General features: G+C 59.1%; 12 protein-coding genes, 1 tRNA gene, 2 pseudogenes and 2 riboswitches. Of the genes and pseudogenes, 4 read left to right on the top strand and 11 right to left on the bottom strand.

Going from position 1 to position 17,620, the window contains the following annotated elements; genetic code table 11:
• Positions 1-61: 61 nt before the first annotated feature.
• The 3 genes from gcvT to IHE30_RS12545 all read right to left on the bottom strand — a co-directional run bounded on the left by gcvT (position 62) and on the right by IHE30_RS12545 (position 4,752).
• Entirely contained in the window at positions 62-1,180 is a 1,119-nt protein-coding gene (gcvT, locus tag IHE30_RS12555) for a glycine cleavage system aminomethyltransferase GcvT (RefSeq protein ID WP_337691036.1), read from the bottom strand.
• 64 nt (positions 1,181-1,244) lie between these two features.
• Positions 1,245-1,388, bottom strand: a riboswitch (glycine riboswitch).
• A gap of 60 nt (positions 1,389-1,448) precedes the next feature.
• Positions 1,449-1,552, bottom strand: a riboswitch (glycine riboswitch).
• Positions 1,553-1,827: 275 nt separating this feature from the next.
• Positions 1,828-3,966: a UvrD-helicase domain-containing protein gene (locus tag IHE30_RS12550; protein WP_337691035.1), complete on the bottom strand. Its 2,139-nt coding sequence runs from the start codon at positions 3,964-3,966 to the stop codon at positions 1,828-1,830.
• A 165-nt stretch (positions 3,967-4,131) separates the two neighbouring features.
• On the bottom strand, positions 4,132-4,752 hold the full coding sequence (locus IHE30_RS12545) for a c-type cytochrome (RefSeq protein ID WP_337691034.1): 621 nt from the start codon (positions 4,750-4,752) through the stop codon (positions 4,132-4,134).
• 281 nt (positions 4,753-5,033) lie between these two features.
• Between IHE30_RS12545 and IHE30_RS12540 the strand changes: the two genes are divergently transcribed.
• Positions 5,034-5,109: transfer RNA gene (locus IHE30_RS12540), tRNA-Arg, on the top strand.
• 273 nt (positions 5,110-5,382) lie between these two features.
• Here IHE30_RS12540 and lysC read toward each other — a convergent pair.
• Positions 5,383-5,655 carry an Rz1-like lysis system protein LysC gene (gene lysC / locus IHE30_RS15235; protein ID WP_443193667.1) on the bottom strand — a complete coding sequence of 91 codons (273 nt, stop codon included), beginning with the start codon at positions 5,653-5,655 and terminating at the stop codon, positions 5,383-5,385.
• Between the two features lie 173 nt (positions 5,656-5,828).
• Positions 5,829-5,960: pseudogene (locus tag IHE30_RS12535) on the bottom strand (ogr/Delta-like zinc finger family protein); the annotation flags it as partial.
• A 19-nt stretch (positions 5,961-5,979) separates the two neighbouring features.
• Between IHE30_RS12535 and IHE30_RS12530 the strand changes: the two are divergent.
• A complete protein-coding gene (locus tag IHE30_RS12530; RefSeq protein WP_337691033.1) occupies positions 5,980-6,414 on the top strand; it encodes a transcriptional regulator in 435 nt (144 codons plus the stop codon).
• Positions 6,415-6,671: 257 nt separating this feature from the next.
• Positions 6,672-7,792 (top strand): IS3 family transposase gene (locus IHE30_RS12525; protein WP_337688634.1). Its coding sequence is split into 2 segments (ribosomal slippage): positions 6,672-6,930 and positions 6,930-7,792, totalling 1,122 coding nucleotides; the frame shifts between segments, so codons are not numbered across the junction.
• 866 nt (positions 7,793-8,658) lie between these two features.
• On the opposite strand, the pseudogene IHE30_RS15230 reads toward IHE30_RS12525, so the two are convergent.
• The 6 genes and pseudogenes from IHE30_RS15230 to IHE30_RS12495 form a co-directional block, all read right to left on the bottom strand.
• A pseudogene (locus tag IHE30_RS15230) lies at positions 8,659-8,902 on the bottom strand (hypothetical protein); the annotation flags it as partial.
• A gap of 561 nt (positions 8,903-9,463) precedes the next feature.
• Positions 9,464-10,867: a hypothetical protein gene (locus IHE30_RS12515; RefSeq protein WP_337691030.1), complete on the bottom strand. Its 1,404-nt coding sequence runs from the start codon at positions 10,865-10,867 to the stop codon at positions 9,464-9,466.
• Between the two features lie 734 nt (positions 10,868-11,601).
• On the bottom strand, positions 11,602-12,852 hold the full coding sequence (locus IHE30_RS12510; RefSeq protein ID WP_337691029.1) for an F-box domain-containing protein: 1,251 nt from the start codon (positions 12,850-12,852) through the stop codon (positions 11,602-11,604).
• A 517-nt stretch (positions 12,853-13,369) separates the two neighbouring features.
• Positions 13,370-13,681 carry a type II toxin-antitoxin system HicB family antitoxin gene (locus IHE30_RS12505; RefSeq protein ID WP_337691027.1) on the bottom strand — a complete coding sequence of 104 codons (312 nt, stop codon included), beginning with the start codon at positions 13,679-13,681 and terminating at the stop codon, positions 13,370-13,372.
• On the bottom strand, positions 13,678-13,932 hold the full coding sequence (locus IHE30_RS12500; protein ID WP_337691025.1) for a type II toxin-antitoxin system HicA family toxin: 255 nt from the start codon (positions 13,930-13,932) through the stop codon (positions 13,678-13,680). The genes IHE30_RS12505 and IHE30_RS12500 overlap by 4 nt, the downstream gene beginning before the upstream one ends.
• A gap of 846 nt (positions 13,933-14,778) precedes the next feature.
• On the bottom strand, positions 14,779-15,042 hold the full coding sequence (locus tag IHE30_RS12495) for a DUF378 domain-containing protein (protein ID WP_337691024.1): 264 nt from the start codon (positions 15,040-15,042) through the stop codon (positions 14,779-14,781).
• Positions 15,043-15,989: 947 nt separating this feature from the next.
• Between IHE30_RS12495 and IHE30_RS12490 the strand changes: the two genes are divergently transcribed.
• Positions 15,990-17,153 (top strand): NAD(P)H-dependent flavin oxidoreductase, encoded by a 1,164-nt coding sequence (locus IHE30_RS12490; protein ID WP_337691125.1) that lies wholly within the window; start codon positions 15,990-15,992, stop codon positions 17,151-17,153.
• Positions 17,154-17,620 lie beyond the last annotated feature (467 nt).

Below are 17,620 nucleotides of genomic sequence, written 5' to 3'. Positions count from 1 at the left end.
GAATCGGTGTGCTCTGGTGCAGCGCGGGCGAACAGCGCTCGGCGGTGGCGGTGCGCCGCCGTCAGACGAGTGGCTTGCCGTGGCGCACGAACGGCAGTTTAACCACCCGCGCGGGCAACGCCTTGTCGCGGATCACGACCTGGACTGTGTCGCCGGCCGACACGGCCGTCGGCACGCGCGCCAATGCGATGGATTGCTGCAACGATGGCGAGAACGTGCCACTGGTGACTTCGCCGTCGCCGTGCGCGGTGCGCACCTTCTGGTGCGCGCGCAGGATGCCCGCCGGCTTGCCCTGCGGGTCCTTGTCCAGCACCAGGCCCACGAACGCTGTGCGCTGACTTTGCGCGCGCAGCGCCGCGCTGCCAACGAAATCCCGCTCACCTGACGAATCGACGGTCCAAGCGAGGCCGGCGTCAAGCGGCGACACGTTTTCGTCCATGTCCTGCCCGTACAGATTCATGCCGGCCTCTAGCCGCAGCGTATCGCGTGCGCCTAGGCCGCATGGCTTAACGCCTTGCGCGGCCAGTGCCTGCCACAACGCTTGCACGTGCGCGGCCTCGACAATAAGCTCGAAGCCGTCCTCGCCGGTATAGCCGGTGCGCGCGACCATCAGTGCACCGAACGGCGTGCCGTCCACGCGCACGGCGTTAAAGGGCTTGAGCGCTTCACCCGGCTGTTGCACCGCTGGCACGGCCTGTCCGACCTTCATCCGCGCATTCGGGCCTTGCACGGCGAGGATCGCTAGGTCCCGGCGCGGCGTCAGCGTGACGCCGACATTGCCTTCCGCGTTGAGTTGGCTGAGCCAGCCGATGTCCTTGTCCGCGGTACCGGCGTTGACCACGACGCGGAACGCATCGTCGGCGAAGTAGTACACGATCAAATCGTCGACCACCCCGCCGCTTGCGTTCAACATGCACGAGTACAGTGCCCGGCCCGGCGTTTGCAGCTTATCGACATTGTTGGCCAATGCCATGCGCAAGAGCGCCCGTGCGCCAGCGCCGGCGATATCCACGACGCACATGTGCGATACATCGAACATGCCGGCGTCGCTGCGCACCGCGCGGTGCTCGTCAATCTGAGAGCCATAGTTCACTGGCATGTCCCAGCCGCCAAAGTCAACCATGCGTGCATGGAGCGCACGATGAACCGCGTTGAGCGGGGTGGTCTTGAGTTGAGTCATGAAAGCTCTCGGTAGCGCGAACACAAAAAAGGCGCACGAGCATCCGGACAGCGGTGGATGCATGCATGACCCCTCTGTCCTCGGTACCTGAGAGATTGCGCTGCGCGGCTTGCCTGCCACGCATCGGCGCGCGCCCCTTCGGTGGGTAGCCTGCGCCGCTGCGTTGGCACGCGCACGGCTGCTACTACCGCTCTCCAGAGTGCGGTGCCGACTGGTTGGCGCATACGTGCCGACGGGCGGCGCGGCGCGCGACGACGAGTCGGCGGTCCGGCGCGCACGGTCCTTTTGCCTGAGAGTTTGTGGGTTGCCCCTTCGGCGGCACCGGCTTGTGATCCGTCGCACAAAGCCGGCACGCTCTCCCGGCGCGCGTGGCGATTGTGCGCGACGCACGCCGCTGTGTCAATCAGCCTAATTGCGCCACCACGTCATCAACACGGTCATCACGGCCGGGCCGATGAGCCATCCAACAAGCCGAAGGCTGGCGCGCTGCCGAGGATACCCAGGCCGCATCATGGGCGCTGACCGGCAGCGGCGCATGGAACATCTGGCCGGCATAACCCTATCCAATCAGACCGACACGAAGCTGCGGCATGGCCTCCCCTCTTTGCTTCAATGCTGACGTGATGCGCGGCATGACGTGAAGGTGTTCAGCCTGGCTGTTTCTGCAGCAGCGCCTTCAGGCTCGCCAGTCGGTCTTTGGGCGTCATCGGCGCTTCGTCCGGCGTCGGCGGTGGCGCATCGTCCAGACGCATTTCCGCAATGAAGCGGGACGGCTCGCACACGATCGTCTCCCTCGCGCGCTTTCGCTTCTTGCAATAGTTCAGATGCAGGCTGCGCTGTGCGCGCGTGATTGCGACATACATCAGGCGGCGCTCCTCCTCGATCCGCGCGTCGTCGATCGGCTCGTCATCGGCGCCACCGCGGTGCGGAAGAATGCCTTCCTCAACGCCCACCAAAAACACGTGTGGATACTCGAGGCCCTTCGACGCATGAACGGTGGACAGGCGTACCGCGTCCGGGTCCTCGTCCTTGCCATCGAGCATCGACATCAGCGCGACGGTCTGGATTAAACCCAGCAGGTTCTTGCCGGTATCGGCCAGTGCGTCCGCATTATCGTAGCCGTATGCGTGTTGTTCGTCATCGTCGTCGGCGTCCTCGCCGCGCGGCGCGCCAGATCCACCGAGCGTGGCGTCGCGCTCCGGTTTTGTGCCCTTCTTCTTGAGCCATTCGAGGAACTCGAGCACGTTTGTCCACTTGGTCTGCGCCTGGCGCTCGTCGAATGCGTCATACAGGTACGCTTCGTAATGGATGGCTTCCATTAGATCATCTAGCAGCGTCGTTGCCGGGTCGGTGCCAGCCCGCGCCGCGATGCGCTGAATAAAATCGCAGAACATCCGCAGCGGCTCGACCTGACGCGGCGACAGCCGCGCCTCGATGCCGCCCATATAGACTGCCTCGAACAGCGACACCTTCGCCTGGCCGGCAAACGAACCCAGCGCCTCCAGCGTCGTGTTACCCACGCCGCGGCGCGGTGTGGTGATCGCGCGGATGAACGCCGGATCGTCGTCGTGATTAGCGATCAGCCGGAGATAGGCGCAGATGTCCTTGATTTCGGCGCGATCGAAGAACGACTGTCCGCCGGACAGCACGTACGGGATACGCTCGCGGCGCAGCACCTGCTCGAAGATCCGGGCTTGGAAGTTGCCCCGATACAGGATCGCATAATCGCGGAACTGCGCGCGGCGTTCGAACTTGTGCGCCGATAGGCGGAACACCACCGATTCCGCCTCGTGCTCCTCGTCATTGCATGGCGTCACGGTAATCGTGTCACCCATGCCATGCTCGGACCACAGCTTCTTCTCGAACAATTTCGGGTTTTGTGCGATCACGCTGTTCGCGGCGTTTAGGATGCGCACCGTCGAGCGGTAGTTTTGCTCGAGTTTAATGACCTTTAGACGGGGGAAGTCCACTTGCAATTGCGCAAGGTTCTCCAATGTCGCGCCGCGCCAGCCGTAGATCGCCTGGTCATCGTCGCCGACTGCCGTGAACGCCGCGCGAGAGCCGGCGAGCAGCTTTAGCAACGCGTACTGGCATGTGTTGGTGTCCTGGTACTCGTCCACCAACAGGTAGCGCAGCCGGTTCTGCCATTTGTCACGCACCGGCTCATTGTCGCGGAACAATTCCGTGGGCAGCCGGATCAAGTCGTCGAAGTCCACCGCCTGATACGCATGCAGCGTCGCCGCGTAATGGCGGAACACGATCGCCGCCTGCATCTCGTCCTCGTTCTGCGCGAGCACACTGGCTTGCTCCGGCGTGACCATACCGTTTTTCCACAGCGAGATGATCGACTGAATCCTGCGAATCAGTCCTTTATCCGTCGTGCCGACCTGCTCCTGGATCATGGCGAAGCAATCGTCCGCGTCCATGATCGAGAATTGCGGCTTTAAGCCGACATGTGCCGCTTCCTGACGCAGGATCTGCACGCCCAGCGAATGAAATGTGCATACCGTCAGCTGATTGACGGGCACTTTGCGGCCGGCCTTGCCAGGCGTCGTCAGCGTTTTGCCCTCGAGCAGCTTGCCGACCCGTTCGCGCATTTCGGCTGCCGCCTTGTTCGTGAAGGTGACCGCTGCAATGTGACGTGGCTCAAAGCCTTTTGCCTCGATCAGATGGGCGATCTTCTGCGTGATGACACGCGTCTTGCCACTGCCGGCGCCGGCGAGCACGAGGCAGGGGCCGTCGAGATAGGTGACGGCGGCACTTTGCGCGGGATTCAGGCCATACATGGGGCGTAGCGGAGAGCGACGACGCGCGTTGCACGGATGCGTCGCGTCGAACGATGTGGTTCGCTGGGACCGGGGATGCTAACACAGCGACGCGGGCAGCCGACGCGCCGCGTGGGACCCGCGGCCCGCGCACGGGTCGGATTGCGCCGCTCATTGCCGATTCGGCTACTTGGCTGCGCCTACCATATAGTCGACGGCCGCCTTCACGTCGGCATCGGAAGCATTCGAGCCGCCCTTGGGCGGCATCGCGCCTTTGCCGTGCAGCGCGTAGTGGTAGACAGTGTCCATCGACTCCTTTAGCCGTGGTGCCCAGGCCGCCTTGTCACCGAGCTTCGGTGCGCCGGCTATGCCAGCGGCATGGCACGCTTGGCAGACCTGCTGGTATAGCGCCTTGCCGGCTTGCGCGGCGTCCGCGCTCGCGGACGTGGCGGTGCTGTCGGGCGGCGGTGCGGAAGGAATCGCTGCGATTGCGGCTGCGGCGGCTTGCGCGCTGCTGCTACTGGTCACCGCTGTGGATGGCGTCGCAGTGGCCGAGGCTGGCGCCGCGGCCAATGTGTCGGACGCGCGTTGGCCTTGGTCTGGGCGGACCTCCACGCGGGCGACGGGTGCGATACGGCGGGAAACCTGCTCGTCCGACAAACCGTCGGTGCCGGCACCGGTGCGAGTGGCGTTGTCCACATAATTGACGAGCAACGCAATGACGATGACCGGGAGCGCAAAACTGGCAATGACCAGCGCGATGAGCTGCTTCGGATTTTTGATCGGGGCTTCGTGTGCTTCGCTCATGCTGTCTCGTCTCTCTAATAATGGATTCGGTAAAGCGTGGTGGCGAACGATAGGACCTACCAGAACGGCTGCCGGTAACAACTGTCGATCGATTATAGACGCAAAGAAACGGGGTGTGACGGTGCTTCGCGCGCGCTTAAGCGTGCGTTTACCAAGAATCAGTGCAGGACCGCAATGGCCGGGTAGGCATTCCCGCGCTTCGAATAGACGACGCAGTTGAGATGCGTTATACTTTTGGACTGTTTTGGCGTCCGCCTTCCTCGGATGCCCTTCAATACGATGCGCCCGTAGCTCAATGGATAGAGTACTGCCCTCCGAAGGCAGGGGTTGCTGGTTCGATCCCAGCCGGGCGCGCCAAGTTTCTATAAAAATCAAAGAGTTAGCGCGATCTTGCGCACAAACTATGTGTCGAAAAAGCCCGGAATGGCCTAATTTCGGACTCGCAGTGCCCCTAAATGTGTACCTAATTTACCGGCCTACTCGTTACGCGCAGCCAAGCAGCGCCCTATTGTACCGCTGCCGCCCGGTGTGTCTAACACGCCGAGATACTTAAATGTGTAGAAATACCCGCCGGTTGCGTCGGTGTTCGTCCGCGGGCTGACGGCTTCTCCAAAGTAAAGTGGCGCAAACCTATTTCCACGCTTGCCGCTGACTTCGTGTCTCATTTACACCGGACTTCCATGCACGCAGCGCAGCTTTGTCTGCATTGCAGCGGTCTAGCTGCTCGCGTTCGTCTATGAGGGCTTGCGCGAGGTCTCCAATAGCTTTTCCGGCGGGGCGCGGCGCGTGCGCGCAGTCTTCCAACAGGGTATATGGAGGCATCAAGAAAATAATAGAGGAAGCCGGAGCCTGATGTGCCGTACAACCGGCTAAGAGCAGCAGGGCAATTAGGCTACCACGCATCGCGAGAGTCTCCGTAGATTGCATCCCATACTGCGTCGGGAACGATAGTGCGTGCTGTGGCCGGTCTGGTGACAAGTGCTACCGACAGGCGAGACGAACACGACGCCCGGTTGGCTGCAGCCGCTTTTTGTGCGTTGCTTGTACGTCAAACGCCTCAGTGACCGCTGAGGCGGCGGCAAGCTCAGCGACAAGTCCGGCGTCGCGGATGGCGACAAAGTGCGCGCAAACTCCATATTGACGATATACGTATGGCCGCAATCGGGGTTATCGCACTGGTAGGTCACTTCGCGAAACGTCAGCGACATTTCACGGCTGCTGCGCGTCTTGGCGCGTGTATGCGCCGCGCGGGGAGCGGCGCGGGCTGAATCGGACGATAGGTCACCCGATGCCAAGTATTTGAGCGCGGTGGCGGAACTTGGCGTTGACCTGCTCTATGTATTGAAGGGCACAAGACAGGCTTCTGACGAAGCTGGCGAAGCAGCGACGGGCAGCGAATTCGACACCGAAGAGCATGAGTTGATTGAAAGCTACCAAGCCCTCAATGAAGCGGGCAAGGCAGCATTACACGCGTTTTTGTCGACTTGCTTCAATTCGAGTGCGATGCTCGTGTCTGCCGTTCCGCGTCGCGCTAAATGTCTAGCAGAGCATCGGCGCGCAGCGTTCGATCAGCGCACTGCCGAGAACATCGAGCGTGCCGTCGCACAAATCAAGCGGTTGCGCGCCGAGCGTGCTGCAAAAGCAAAAAAATCGAATAAGTGATATCGCGCGCGACGCGGCCATGCGTTGTCGCTTGGGCTCGGGGCCGGCCATTGCCCCTCAGTAGCAACTCAGTAGCAACTCAGTAGCAACTCAGTAGCAACTCAGTAGCAACTCAGTAGCAACTCAGTAGCAACTCAGTAGCAAACAGTATTGTCGCTTCTTTTTCGCTTCCGTATCTATCTGTCGCGTTGACCTGCCCCCGGCAAACAGGGCCGGCCGGAGTTTAGTAAAGTTCGTTTTCGGAGAAGAAGACGAACATGAAGAAGCGCTTTACGGAAGAACAGATCATCGGTTTTCTGAAGGAAGCCGAGGCCGGCAGGCCGGTCAAAGAGTTGTGCAGGCAATACGGGTTCAGTGACGCGTCGTTCTACACGTGGCGCGCGAAGTTTGGCGGCATGCAGGTGTCAGAAGCGCGCCGGCTCAAGGAGCTGGAAACCGAGAACGCGCGGCTGAAGAAGCTGCTGGCCGAGGCGATGCTCGATATGCAAGCGTTAAAGGTTGTCGTCAAGGGAAAGCCCTGAGCCCGCAAGCCAAGCGCGAAGCAGTCGCGGCGATTCGCAAGAAGGTGAATATCTCCGAGCGCCGCGCCTGCCGGCTTGTCGGGCTTTCTCGCAGCGTGTTGCATTACGAAGCGAAGCTGGACCACGAGAATGATGTGTTGAGGGCTCGCCTGGTGGAACTGGCGCACGAGCGTCGGCGGTTCGGTTATCGGCGATTACACGCGATGATGGAGCGCGAGGGTATCCAGGCGAACCATAAGCGCGTGCATCGCCTTTATCGTGAAGCGGGGCTTGCCGTACGGCGCCGTCGACGGCGCCACGGCGTCATGATTGAGCGCGAGCAGTTGGCGTTGCCAAGCGGACCAAACCAGGTGTGGTCAATCGATTTTGTGATGGACGCGCTGTCCAATGGGCGGCGTCTGAAGTGCCTGACCATCGTGGACGATTTCACCAAAGAGGCCGTGGATATCGTGGTGGACTACGGCATGTGCGGCTTGTATGTCGCGCGAGTGTTGGAGCGCGCCGCGCGTTTCCGAGGCTATCCAAAAGCACTGCGAACGGACCAGGGACCGGAATTTACGGGCCGGGCGCTTGATCAATGGGCGTATGCTAACGGGGTGAGCTTAAAATTGATTCAGCCGGGCAAGCCGACGCAGAATGCTTACATCGAATCGTTCAACGGCAAGTTCCGCGATGAATGCCTTAACGAACACTGGTTCACGAGTCTCGCGCACGCTCGCGCGCTTATTGCCGCGTGGCGCCAGGACTACAACGAGCAACGGCCGCACAGCGCACTGAATTACCTTTCGCCCGCACAGTTTGCGGCGAAATATCGGGCAACAGCGGATGCTCCTGCCGCTTTCCAGGAGCTGGTTTAAAAGGACTTTGCTAGAAGCCGGCTGGCCCTAACCAAGGGGGCAGGTCAGCGTCTAGCCGTTCACCGTGACGAGACTGAATAAGGAGCGTCTACCGTTCCGCTCCGCTGTGCCTAATTCAGCGAGTCGAGGGGCGTCTATTTCGAGGCGTTGCTTCGTGCAAGGCGGCCCTATTTGTAGACGCTAGTTTGCGCTCCGGCGCTGTCAACGCGATTTTGCTTGAATGAGTGTGACGACGTGTGCCGCGCCGCTCGCGCCGAAATTGATGACGCGATGAAGTCGGTCGGACTCGTCCTAGAGGCCGCGCTTGAAGCAATGGAGCATTTACAGAATGTGCGCGATGCCTTGACGCCGTGCGGCAACGCGCCGGGCGCGACTTGCGTGGGTGGCTGCACGCGACCCCACGCCAGCGGTCAGCCTAAATAAACATAGGCGATACACTGAACTACTGCGATATGCGAAGGGGCTCGCTCCCTCATGGTGGCATATAGGCCGATAGCTATATAGACCAATAGTCATATAGGCCGATAGTCGTATAGACCGATAGGCATATAGGTCGATAGGCTAATACCCAAACGATTGATTGCGTCGCCTCACGCTAGCAAGGTACCCGCGTAGCGCACATCGCGCATCACGGTGTGGCGCCGGCGACCGTACCGCATGGATCGTTATGTGAGTGGGGGATGGGCCGCTGCAGTCCATTGACGCGGCGCCTATCTGTGTTGCCACGGTTATGGCCGGTCTTTGCGCGCGTGCGCACGAGGCTACACGGCTGCTTGACCACTGCGCACCTCCAGCTCAAGCGCTGATGTGAATCCCGTCTCACCGATCGTATGCGTCACTTGCTTGATGTGCGTGATCGTGTGCGCGACGGTGCCTTGAGGGTCGCCGGCAGAAATAAGCAGCCGCTTGACATCGAACAGAGCACCCAGATGGTCTAACGTTCTAACGTGGTGCCGGTCGCATACGCGAGCAGCAGACTGCGCGCTGCATCGTTCACACGCTGGCGTAGCACCAGTTCCCGGTACGCGCTTTCTTGCACTCGGACTCGAGCGCGAGCGTCGCGGCGACCTGCATCAGGCGACACATCTCGTTGGCATCCATGTCGCCTATGTTGCCGGGTACGCGAGCGGCGCGCACGTGTTCGCCTGTGTCGTAGCTGCCCACACAGCCGGTGCATTATGCGATAGCTCGATCATCGATCAGGCAATGTGGCTTCGCCGTGCTTTATCGCTTGGCCATGCGTGGCTGACTGAAAGCTGCCGGGTTCATTCAACGCGATATCGCGGTCTGGGAAAAAACCTATCGCGCGCATCCACCGAATACGGACGTCACGGTCTGTCCATTCCTACTGCTTTGGGTGATTGTAGGGCGGTGGGACAAAACCTGGGGCCTCCACTAAGCGTCCCGATTCGCACATCAGCAAGGTCATGCAACCCGTGTTGCAAAGCAAGCTTAAGCTACGCAGCTTGTTTTCAGTGAGCCATCAGCGTCGATCGATCACCACGCCTAGAAAAAGGTTCATGGCTTCAATGTATGTATGTATCCATCCGACTGGTGCAACAAGCCGGCAGCGCGAACAACCCACCGCCTAGCCAAAACAAGCGCCTGTACCACCGGTGTCAAGGACACTTATGATGCGAACACCACAGCCTGCCTTCCATACCGTCGCCGTTAAGATGGCTCATATCTAAGCCATGACTCTTGCCACCACGGCACACTGTCCAGAATGCGGGTACGCGCCGCCTCGGAAAATTGATTGGCTTCCATAAAGCGGATGACCTCACGCCTGGCAAATCGCCATTGGTGATGCAGGTAATACGGCGGTATTCCGGTGAGTAAGCTCGATAATGCCGCCTCCCCCCGGCCATTGAACAAACTCAACACTTGCAGCCACACCCGCTGTGACTGCGCCTTATCCAGGTAATGGGTGCTTGACAGCAGTCCGTGCGCCACCTTCTCATGCTGCGCCTCCGGCACACGCGCTAAATGGCGCTCAAATAAGGCCAACTCTTGTGTACGTTGCTCGGGCGGCAACATGTCGAGGCCTGCAGGCAGATGGCGCAATGCGAGGCCCCACTGATCGTCCGGTAGCGATAAGGCCAGGTCGCGCATTTGCGCGTAACGGATAAGCCGCTCCGCTTCGGGCAAAACCCTTGCGTTGACCGCTAGCGAGCCGACTGCATTGCCTTGATAAGACGAAGGAAGGCGCAAGGCATGGTCGCGCAAGACCGCATGCAGCGTGGACAGGCTCGGGTTTGCTCTATCAAAATGCCGCAGTAGACCGGACAAGCTCGGGATCAGCTCTGCTTGCTCGGCCACGCTCAACGACGGCAGCCGCGCCAGAAGTACCTGATAACGCTCGATGAGCTTCAGCGAGCCGGATGGGAGAGACCACAGCGCGATCGCCAATTCCCTCCAGACGTTGCCTTGCCCGGGGCCGCGCTGTTCGGCCAACGCGTGAGCGAAGTCGAATGCTTCAGCACGCTGGAGCCCAAGCCATTCATCAAGCGTGCATAACATCGCCTTTTGTATTCGCACGCCGTCCTTCGGAATGCGCTGCGCGGCCGCGTACACGCGCTTGAAGGCTTCGCTTTGCTCGTCCCACGGCAACACTTTCAACCGCTGGCGCAGCGCCTCAAGCGGTTCGACGTGCTGCGCCGGATCTTTCAGCACGCTGTCCATCTCTTCCAGAATGCGGTTGATCGACTCAAGGCTCGTGACCTGATTGGCTCGTTGCCAGTAACGGTAGACTAGGCGCCGACTTTGCATCGTATGATACGTACGACGATCGACTGCTGAAAAATTGCTCACCTCTTGCACGGGCACGTAGTCACCGATTCGCTCAATCAGTTCGGGCGGCAGATCTTGGTATGTTGTTGGCCTGCTGGCCGACGTGTTAATCAACGCACCGCTGGCCGACGGCTGTCGTGGCGGCGCTGACGCGGCGGGTTGTGGGCACGATTCCAACGCGCAGATGTAGGCCCGGTAGTCGTTCAAAGCGGCATTCAGATCAAAGTCCATCGGCAGGCTGGGCAAAAGATTAGACGCACGCAACGTGAAGCGATGCTGCGCCATAGCGTAGCTGAAAGCAGGTAAATAAACACGATCATGAGCCACAATCATTAAATTTTTAGCGCATAACGCGTTGTCGATTAGGGCATTAGGTCAAGCTGCGATGGAGCATAGTCGCCGGCGTACTGAGCAGGCGCGACAGATTGACTGTCAGCACCGCAGGCGCCACGCGCCGCAATTCACTGCCGCAGCAGACCAATCCGCTAGATGCATTTGCCAAGCGGACCCGCCAGCACATGGGAGGTAGCTAGGCTCTGTCACGCGAGTGACAGCAAAGCAACGCTTTCAGTGCGTTAGAGTCGTCCAATCCAGCGCAATAGGGGCTGGCCTTCAAAATGGCGTACTCCTCCCCTTGGGCATATGCATATGCCATTATCCGCCGCATAGCAACCTGGGAAGATGACGCCTCATGCAGTTGTACTGGGAGAGTGCGCCAAACCGGAAAGCTAATGTGTGCCCGCTAGAATGCATAGCACGCCATGCGCTCGGTTACCGACATACATGGCCAGCAACCGCTCGCGAATCAGCGCTCGCTCGGCGTTGGACAAGGCGAGCAGCGCGCATGCCGGATATCGATAGTATGGTCCACGTTGCGCAACGCCGCTCGGCGTGCGGCCGGTCACAGTCGGGCAAGTAATGCGCCGGCCCATTGTTCAAATGGCGGTAGATACCATACAAATTTTGTTATGACTTAGCAGCTAGGGTGCTTCGTATGCGCGTGGATGCCGCGGGCCAAGTTACTGGATCTGTATCGGATAATCGCGGAACGAATCATAATTTTGATCGTTTAGCATCTCATTGTACGTAGCTTCGTCAAACCGGTTACGCTCGAAAAAGGCCTTGATTTCGGCTCTCGCGTCCTCCCATCGCTGCTGATTTAATTTCAGCCCAATTATGTGTATACGATGGATCACTTTCACGATGCCGGGTCCATTGCTGCCATCGAGCAAACGCATTGCGCGCTGCCATACCTGTTTTGATAGTGCGTCGTTCAACTGCGGTGTTTCTTCAAGCAGCCCGAGCGTCGCTAATGCGCGCTGCGCAGGCGGCACGCGCTGCAGGGTGGGTTCGAGCAGCGAAAGCTCATACGCATGCTGATCTGGTGGTATCACCCGTACTAAAGCACCCGGCAGGTAGCGTAACGCGCTACCTAGTTGATGATCTGGCAGTGACTGCGTCAAATGCCGCAGATGAGCGAAGTACACTGGCCTTTGTGCCTCTGGCAGCATCGATACTCGATTGGCTAGTGCGCCGATCGGCGCGCCCCGATGCGACGCTGGCAGGCGTTGCATCCATTGGAACAGTGTTTCGTACAATTCAAGGATCGTCGCGCTCGCAAGATCATAACGATAAGCAAAATAGTCGAATGACGAGCCCGATAAAGAGAATGCGGCTAGCACTTCGGCTAATACCGTTATCAGTTCCGCCTGTTCAGACGGGTTTAACGCAGGGAGCTGGTTTAGAAAAGCCCGATATTTGCTTTCAATCTGCGATGCGTCAAGCCACATTGGTGGTATACGACCGTAGTATGGCAGCATCGATGCAACGGCGCCCCAGGTGCTCCCTTGTTCGGGAGAGCGTCGCTTGGCGTCTGCATATACGAACTTATACAGATTGTGCTGGTACTGAAGTGGCGTCCCAAGTATGCTCCGAATCATGTCTTTTTGTACCTGCAAGCCTTGCTTTGGCAAGCGGCCCGCGGCTTGAAAAATCGCTTTGAATACCTCGGGCTTCACTTCATACTGTCCTTTTGCCCGTTGCCATAGCGTCTGAAGCAGCTCAGCGCGCACGGGTTCGGCGCGAATACGCTCAATTTCGGCCAACAACTGTTGTACCGCCGCTCGATTGTGTATCCCCGTCCCTATGGGGTCCACCGGGCCGATATGGGAAATGCGTTTGCGACAAAGCCAGACTAGTCGCCTTTCTTGCAGTGCGTGATAGGTCTGGCTGTTCACCATTGACAGATTGCCGATGTCGTTGGCCGGCATCTGGTCGGCCACTTGTTGGACAATTTCGGCTGGCAGGTCGTGGAATGCCGTGGGCCGGCTGGTCAACGTGTTAGCCAAGGTACTGCTTGACGGTGACGCGGCGGGTTGCGGGCATGCGTCCAACGCGCAGATGTAGGCCTGCTGATGGTTTAAAGCAGCATTGAGATCGAAGTCCATTTACAAGTCCAGCAAGAGGTTAGACACACGCAGCGCAAAGCGATGCTGCGCCGGAAGGTAGCTGACAGCGCGCGGATAAATATAATCATGAGCCGCAATTGCTAGATTTTAGGCGGATAACGCGTTGTCGATTAGGACCTTAGGCCAAGCTATGACGGCGTACAGCCGTTGGCGTGCCGAGCAGGAGTAGCGGGTTGGCCAGCTAGGGGGCATGGTATGCAAAAGCAGCCAATTATCGACATATAGGGGCCAGCAGTCGCTCACCTATATGAGCTAGCAGTCGCTCGCGAATCAACCTTTGATCGACGCCGGTAAAGCCGATTTAATGTCAGTGTTGCTGTTAGTGATTGGTGGGATAGTTGTCGGTGGTTGCTGGTGGGAGCTCAGCCACGCCAACCGCCGCATGCACTTCGGGACGAATCCGTAGCATCAACTTACCCGATGCCGGCTTTTGTGGATCACGACCCGCCTTCGCACAATCCTCGAGATAATGATCAATGGCCTCATGAAAAGCCGCAGTTAACTCGTTAACTGTCTCGCCGTGGAAGCTGATGCGGTCTGCGACGCCCAGTACACGGCCCACAAAGATTTCGTCGCGCGGATCAAACTCGACCCGCGCTAAATATCCTTTGTACGCCATTGCGTTCATCATGGTTTGACTCCCCATTGTGTTAACCACTCTCGCAGCTCTTCCACCTGATATTTTTTCGCTTCCTTGCCTGGATGCGGCCAGTGCAGATATTGACGGCTGCCGTTCAATTCGAAGGCCACCCGCAAGCCAGCCCCTTCTCTGACTTCCCCGCCCAGCGCAATAACCAGTGATTGGATATCAGCGAATACGATACTGCCAGGCGTTGGCTTTTGGAAGATCGCTTCTAGCGTCTTGACGTGCTTAGCCTTCATTGAGATGCGATAGCAAAAAATGATAGCATGTGCAACGGCTGGATGGCCTCGAAAGCACTATGTTGAAAACGGCCACTGAGCTGCACGGCGTTTGAGGCGCTTGCGTAGCGTTAGCTATGAAACTTGTTAGGGACGGCGTGTGCCTGTCCTAGCAGCTTGACTGTCGCGGTCGTGGGGAAGCCACAGCAAGCTGGCGCGGGAGAAAAGTAGCCGACGGCCGAAACGGGTGCGCTTCCAGCCAGTAGCCGACTCAGACGCCGCGAGATTGCTGTCCGAATGCCGGCAAACCGGTGTAGCCATTATGGCTGGATACTTGCTAGTTTAAAAAGCTTGGCAATTAAGATTCCACAGGCAATCCGCAGTTACGTTACCAAGCTCTGGACAAACGTATAATGATTAACGGACAGACATCAGGGTGTAGCTAAAGTGCACCTTGAAAAGACTGGAATAGCGGTAATCGGACTTGAATAGAGTCGGTTTTGCAGTACGCGAGTTATGCAAAACGTCGATCTATAAAGATAGGCCGGCCGCCGGGAGAACTCCGAAGGCAGGGGTTGCGGGTTCGATCCCAGCCGGGCGCGCCAAGCGAGATAAGGCTTCCAGCGGTTTCGCTACTTCATCGATTTTCCCACTACAGTGAAATTACAATTAGCCGGTGACGGCCAGCGGCGTTTCGGTTGTCGTTGACGATGTTTTCTGCGGTAACCCGATGATTGGCGTCACTGGCGCGCTAACATATTAAATGTACACCCATTTAAATGGGTGTACTGCACTCCAATACGGGCTGCTGAGTGGTGCGTTTGCCACTTTTGTATCGCTCACAATCAAAAGCAGCGAGCGGGCGCGTCATTTTGGATCACGTATGTCCGCATTATCGGACACTGTCACCTTGGGCATAATAAAAGCCCTAACCAGACAATAAATCCCTGCCAACCCCACCAGTACGTAAATAATACGGGTCAGCGTCGATCCGACGCCGAGTAGTGCCGCGACAAGATCAAACTGAAACAACCCGACTAGCCCCCAGTTCAGCGTGCCAATGATGACAAGCGCACCGGCAATCCAGTCGAGTAGGTTGGAACGCGCGCCACAGATGGTCATGATAGTCATAGCGATCTCCTCAAGAAAAGGCAATGAAAGGGAGCACCTTCTATTGCGCAACGAGCGTGCCTGCACGAACTCCTAGGCTGGCGCGTCGGTTTCTTTGCGGCCTTGCGGTTCTGCTGGCGTGTCAGTCGATAGGGTGCCATAGCGATGTCCACGCTGGGCGAGGGCAGGGGTCGCGCTTTAGCATCGAGCCAATCAATGCCTGTGACCGACCGTGCCGGATCAGCGACAAGCGCTCCCAGCAGTCTAACAAAACGACGTTGATGCGCCGCTAACTCATCGTCGTGTATGAGCCAAAAGACAGGCTGTCTGTCAAATGGCATTACATTGACCGTCGATCTGAACAGAGATTGACCGGCTATCAGTTCAAGATTGCGCCGTAACGCTTCACTGGTGTAGCACTGTCTCCGCACCACGTGCTATACACGTGCTCGACGCGTTGTGCGAGCAGGTAGCGGCTGAATCCGTCCATCATCCTATGCCGCGCGTGCAGCGTCGTTTGGCCGAACCCACCACGGACCCAGCGAAAAGACGCCCTGCCTCACGACGCTAACCCGTGCCATGGCGAAAAATCAGAAACCTTGATGCCCTTGAGCGACGAAGTGGCCACCTGTTAAACGATCCGAAAGCAGCAAGCGAAGTTCACTAAAACAGTGTAGCTACGTCCCCACGTCAGACCTAAATAAGGTCAAACAGCTGGATACGGGCCCATTCGTCGGTGCGCTCCGGTAAGGTGACGCATTGGTCTGCTCGTGTCTGGCGCCACGCATGGGAGCCGGCAGCGCATTTTCTTGACGAAGATTAAAGTGTGCCACCCGCGTTTGCCGCACACTGCCATTTTGGGCGCGCTGCCGCCATCGTCGAGAGGTTCAACCGTGCTTGTGCAAAATGTCGTATGCAAACGCCTCAGGATCAAAGGTAGGACACTGTTGCCGATCGTACAGGGAGGCATGGGCGTGGGCGTGTCTGCGCATCGTCTGGCGGGAACCGTCGCGTCGCTCGGTGCGGTAGGCACGATCTCGAGTGTGGATTTGCGTCGCCATCATCCGGATTTGATGGAGCAAAGCCGGCGTTCGCGCGATCGGCAACTGATCGACTCGCTGAATCTGGAAGCACTGCGCCGGGAAGTGGTGGCCGCATTGCAGCTAGCCTCGGGCAATGGCCTGGTTGCGGTCAACGTGATGCGCGCGGTGTCCTCATATGCATCGTACGTCACGCAGGCATGTCAAAGCGGCGCGGGCGCGGTCGTGGTGGGCGCGGGCCTACCGCTGGACTTGCCGGAGCTGACCGCTGACTTCCCGAACGTGGCGTTGATCCCGATCCTGTCGGATGCGCGCGGTATCGGCTTGGTGCTGAAAAAGTGGATGCGCAGGAACCGTCTGCCGGACGCCATTGTGATCGAGCACCCCCGTTATGCAGCCGGGCATCTCGGCGCGCCAACGCTCGACGGGCTGGACCATCCGAACTATGCGTTCCAGCAGGTGCTGGAAGGCGCGCGCGAGTGGTTTAAGACGCTTGGGTTGGAGGCGGAGAACATCCCGTTGATTGTCGCGGGGGGAATTCACCGTCATGAGCAGGTCCGGCATCTGCTCGACCTCGGCGCCAGCGCTGTGCAACTGGGAACCGCATTCGCGGTGACGGAAGAAGGCGACGCGCATCCGAATTTCAAAAAGGTGCTGGCCGAGGCGAAGCCAGAGGACATCGTGACGTTCATGAGCGTGGCCGGCTTGCCTGCGCGGGCCGTGCGCACGCCGTGGCTGGCCAGCTACCTCGAGAAGGAACAGAAGCTGCAGCGGGCCGCCAAGCCGCGGCGCTGCACGGTCGGATTCGACTGTCTGCAGCAGTGCGGGCTGCGCGATGGCATTGGCAAGCATGGGCAGTTTTGCATTGATATGAGGCTGGCTCATGCGCTCTCAGGTGACGTCGAGCGCGGGTTGTTCTTTCGCGGCTCGGAAACATTGCCGTTCGGCCACGCAATCCGTCCGGTGCGCGAGTTGCTCGACTATCTGCTGGGCGGCGCGACTCAGGCGTGCTCCGGCGACCGAGGATGCCATCCTTTCGGCGCCGGCACGACGGTTCACCCGAACGAATGCCTAGCGGGCACACACCATTGAGGCCTTCATTGAGCAGCGCACGCAAAGACCGGCCGACGCAGTAGCTAGAGAGCATGTCCAAGTCGTGGATAGGCAAGTCCGCGTTGCGGTACGCGTGCCCGATGACCTGCGAATAGACAAGGGTACGCCTGCCGTTGGCACCGGTCTATTCGCGACCGTGGCCGATGTGCGATTCGCTGGAACGACGTCCCGCGCCACACGGGCGCCGGTGAGCCGTTTCTGCCATCGCACGCGCTTGCCGAGCATCGCCGCGCCAGGTCCTGACTGCAGCCGGCATGGCTCGAACCGTTCGACGACGAGACGATCGTCGTCACGCATCGCGGTGCGCATCGGCAGTCGATCCATCCGCGCTACGATGGCAATCGGGCGAATGCGGCTTTTATTTCGGACCTTACGTCGCTACGTCGCTGTTCGATCGGATGGACCGGTGGATACACGGACACGTGCCGATTCGTTCGACCATAGAG

The sequence above is a fragment of the Mycetohabitans sp. B46 genome (assembly GCF_037389205.1).
Taxonomy (GTDB): Bacteria; Pseudomonadota; Gammaproteobacteria; order Burkholderiales; family Burkholderiaceae; genus Mycetohabitans.
This window is presented reverse-complemented; position numbering and strand designations above follow the sequence as displayed.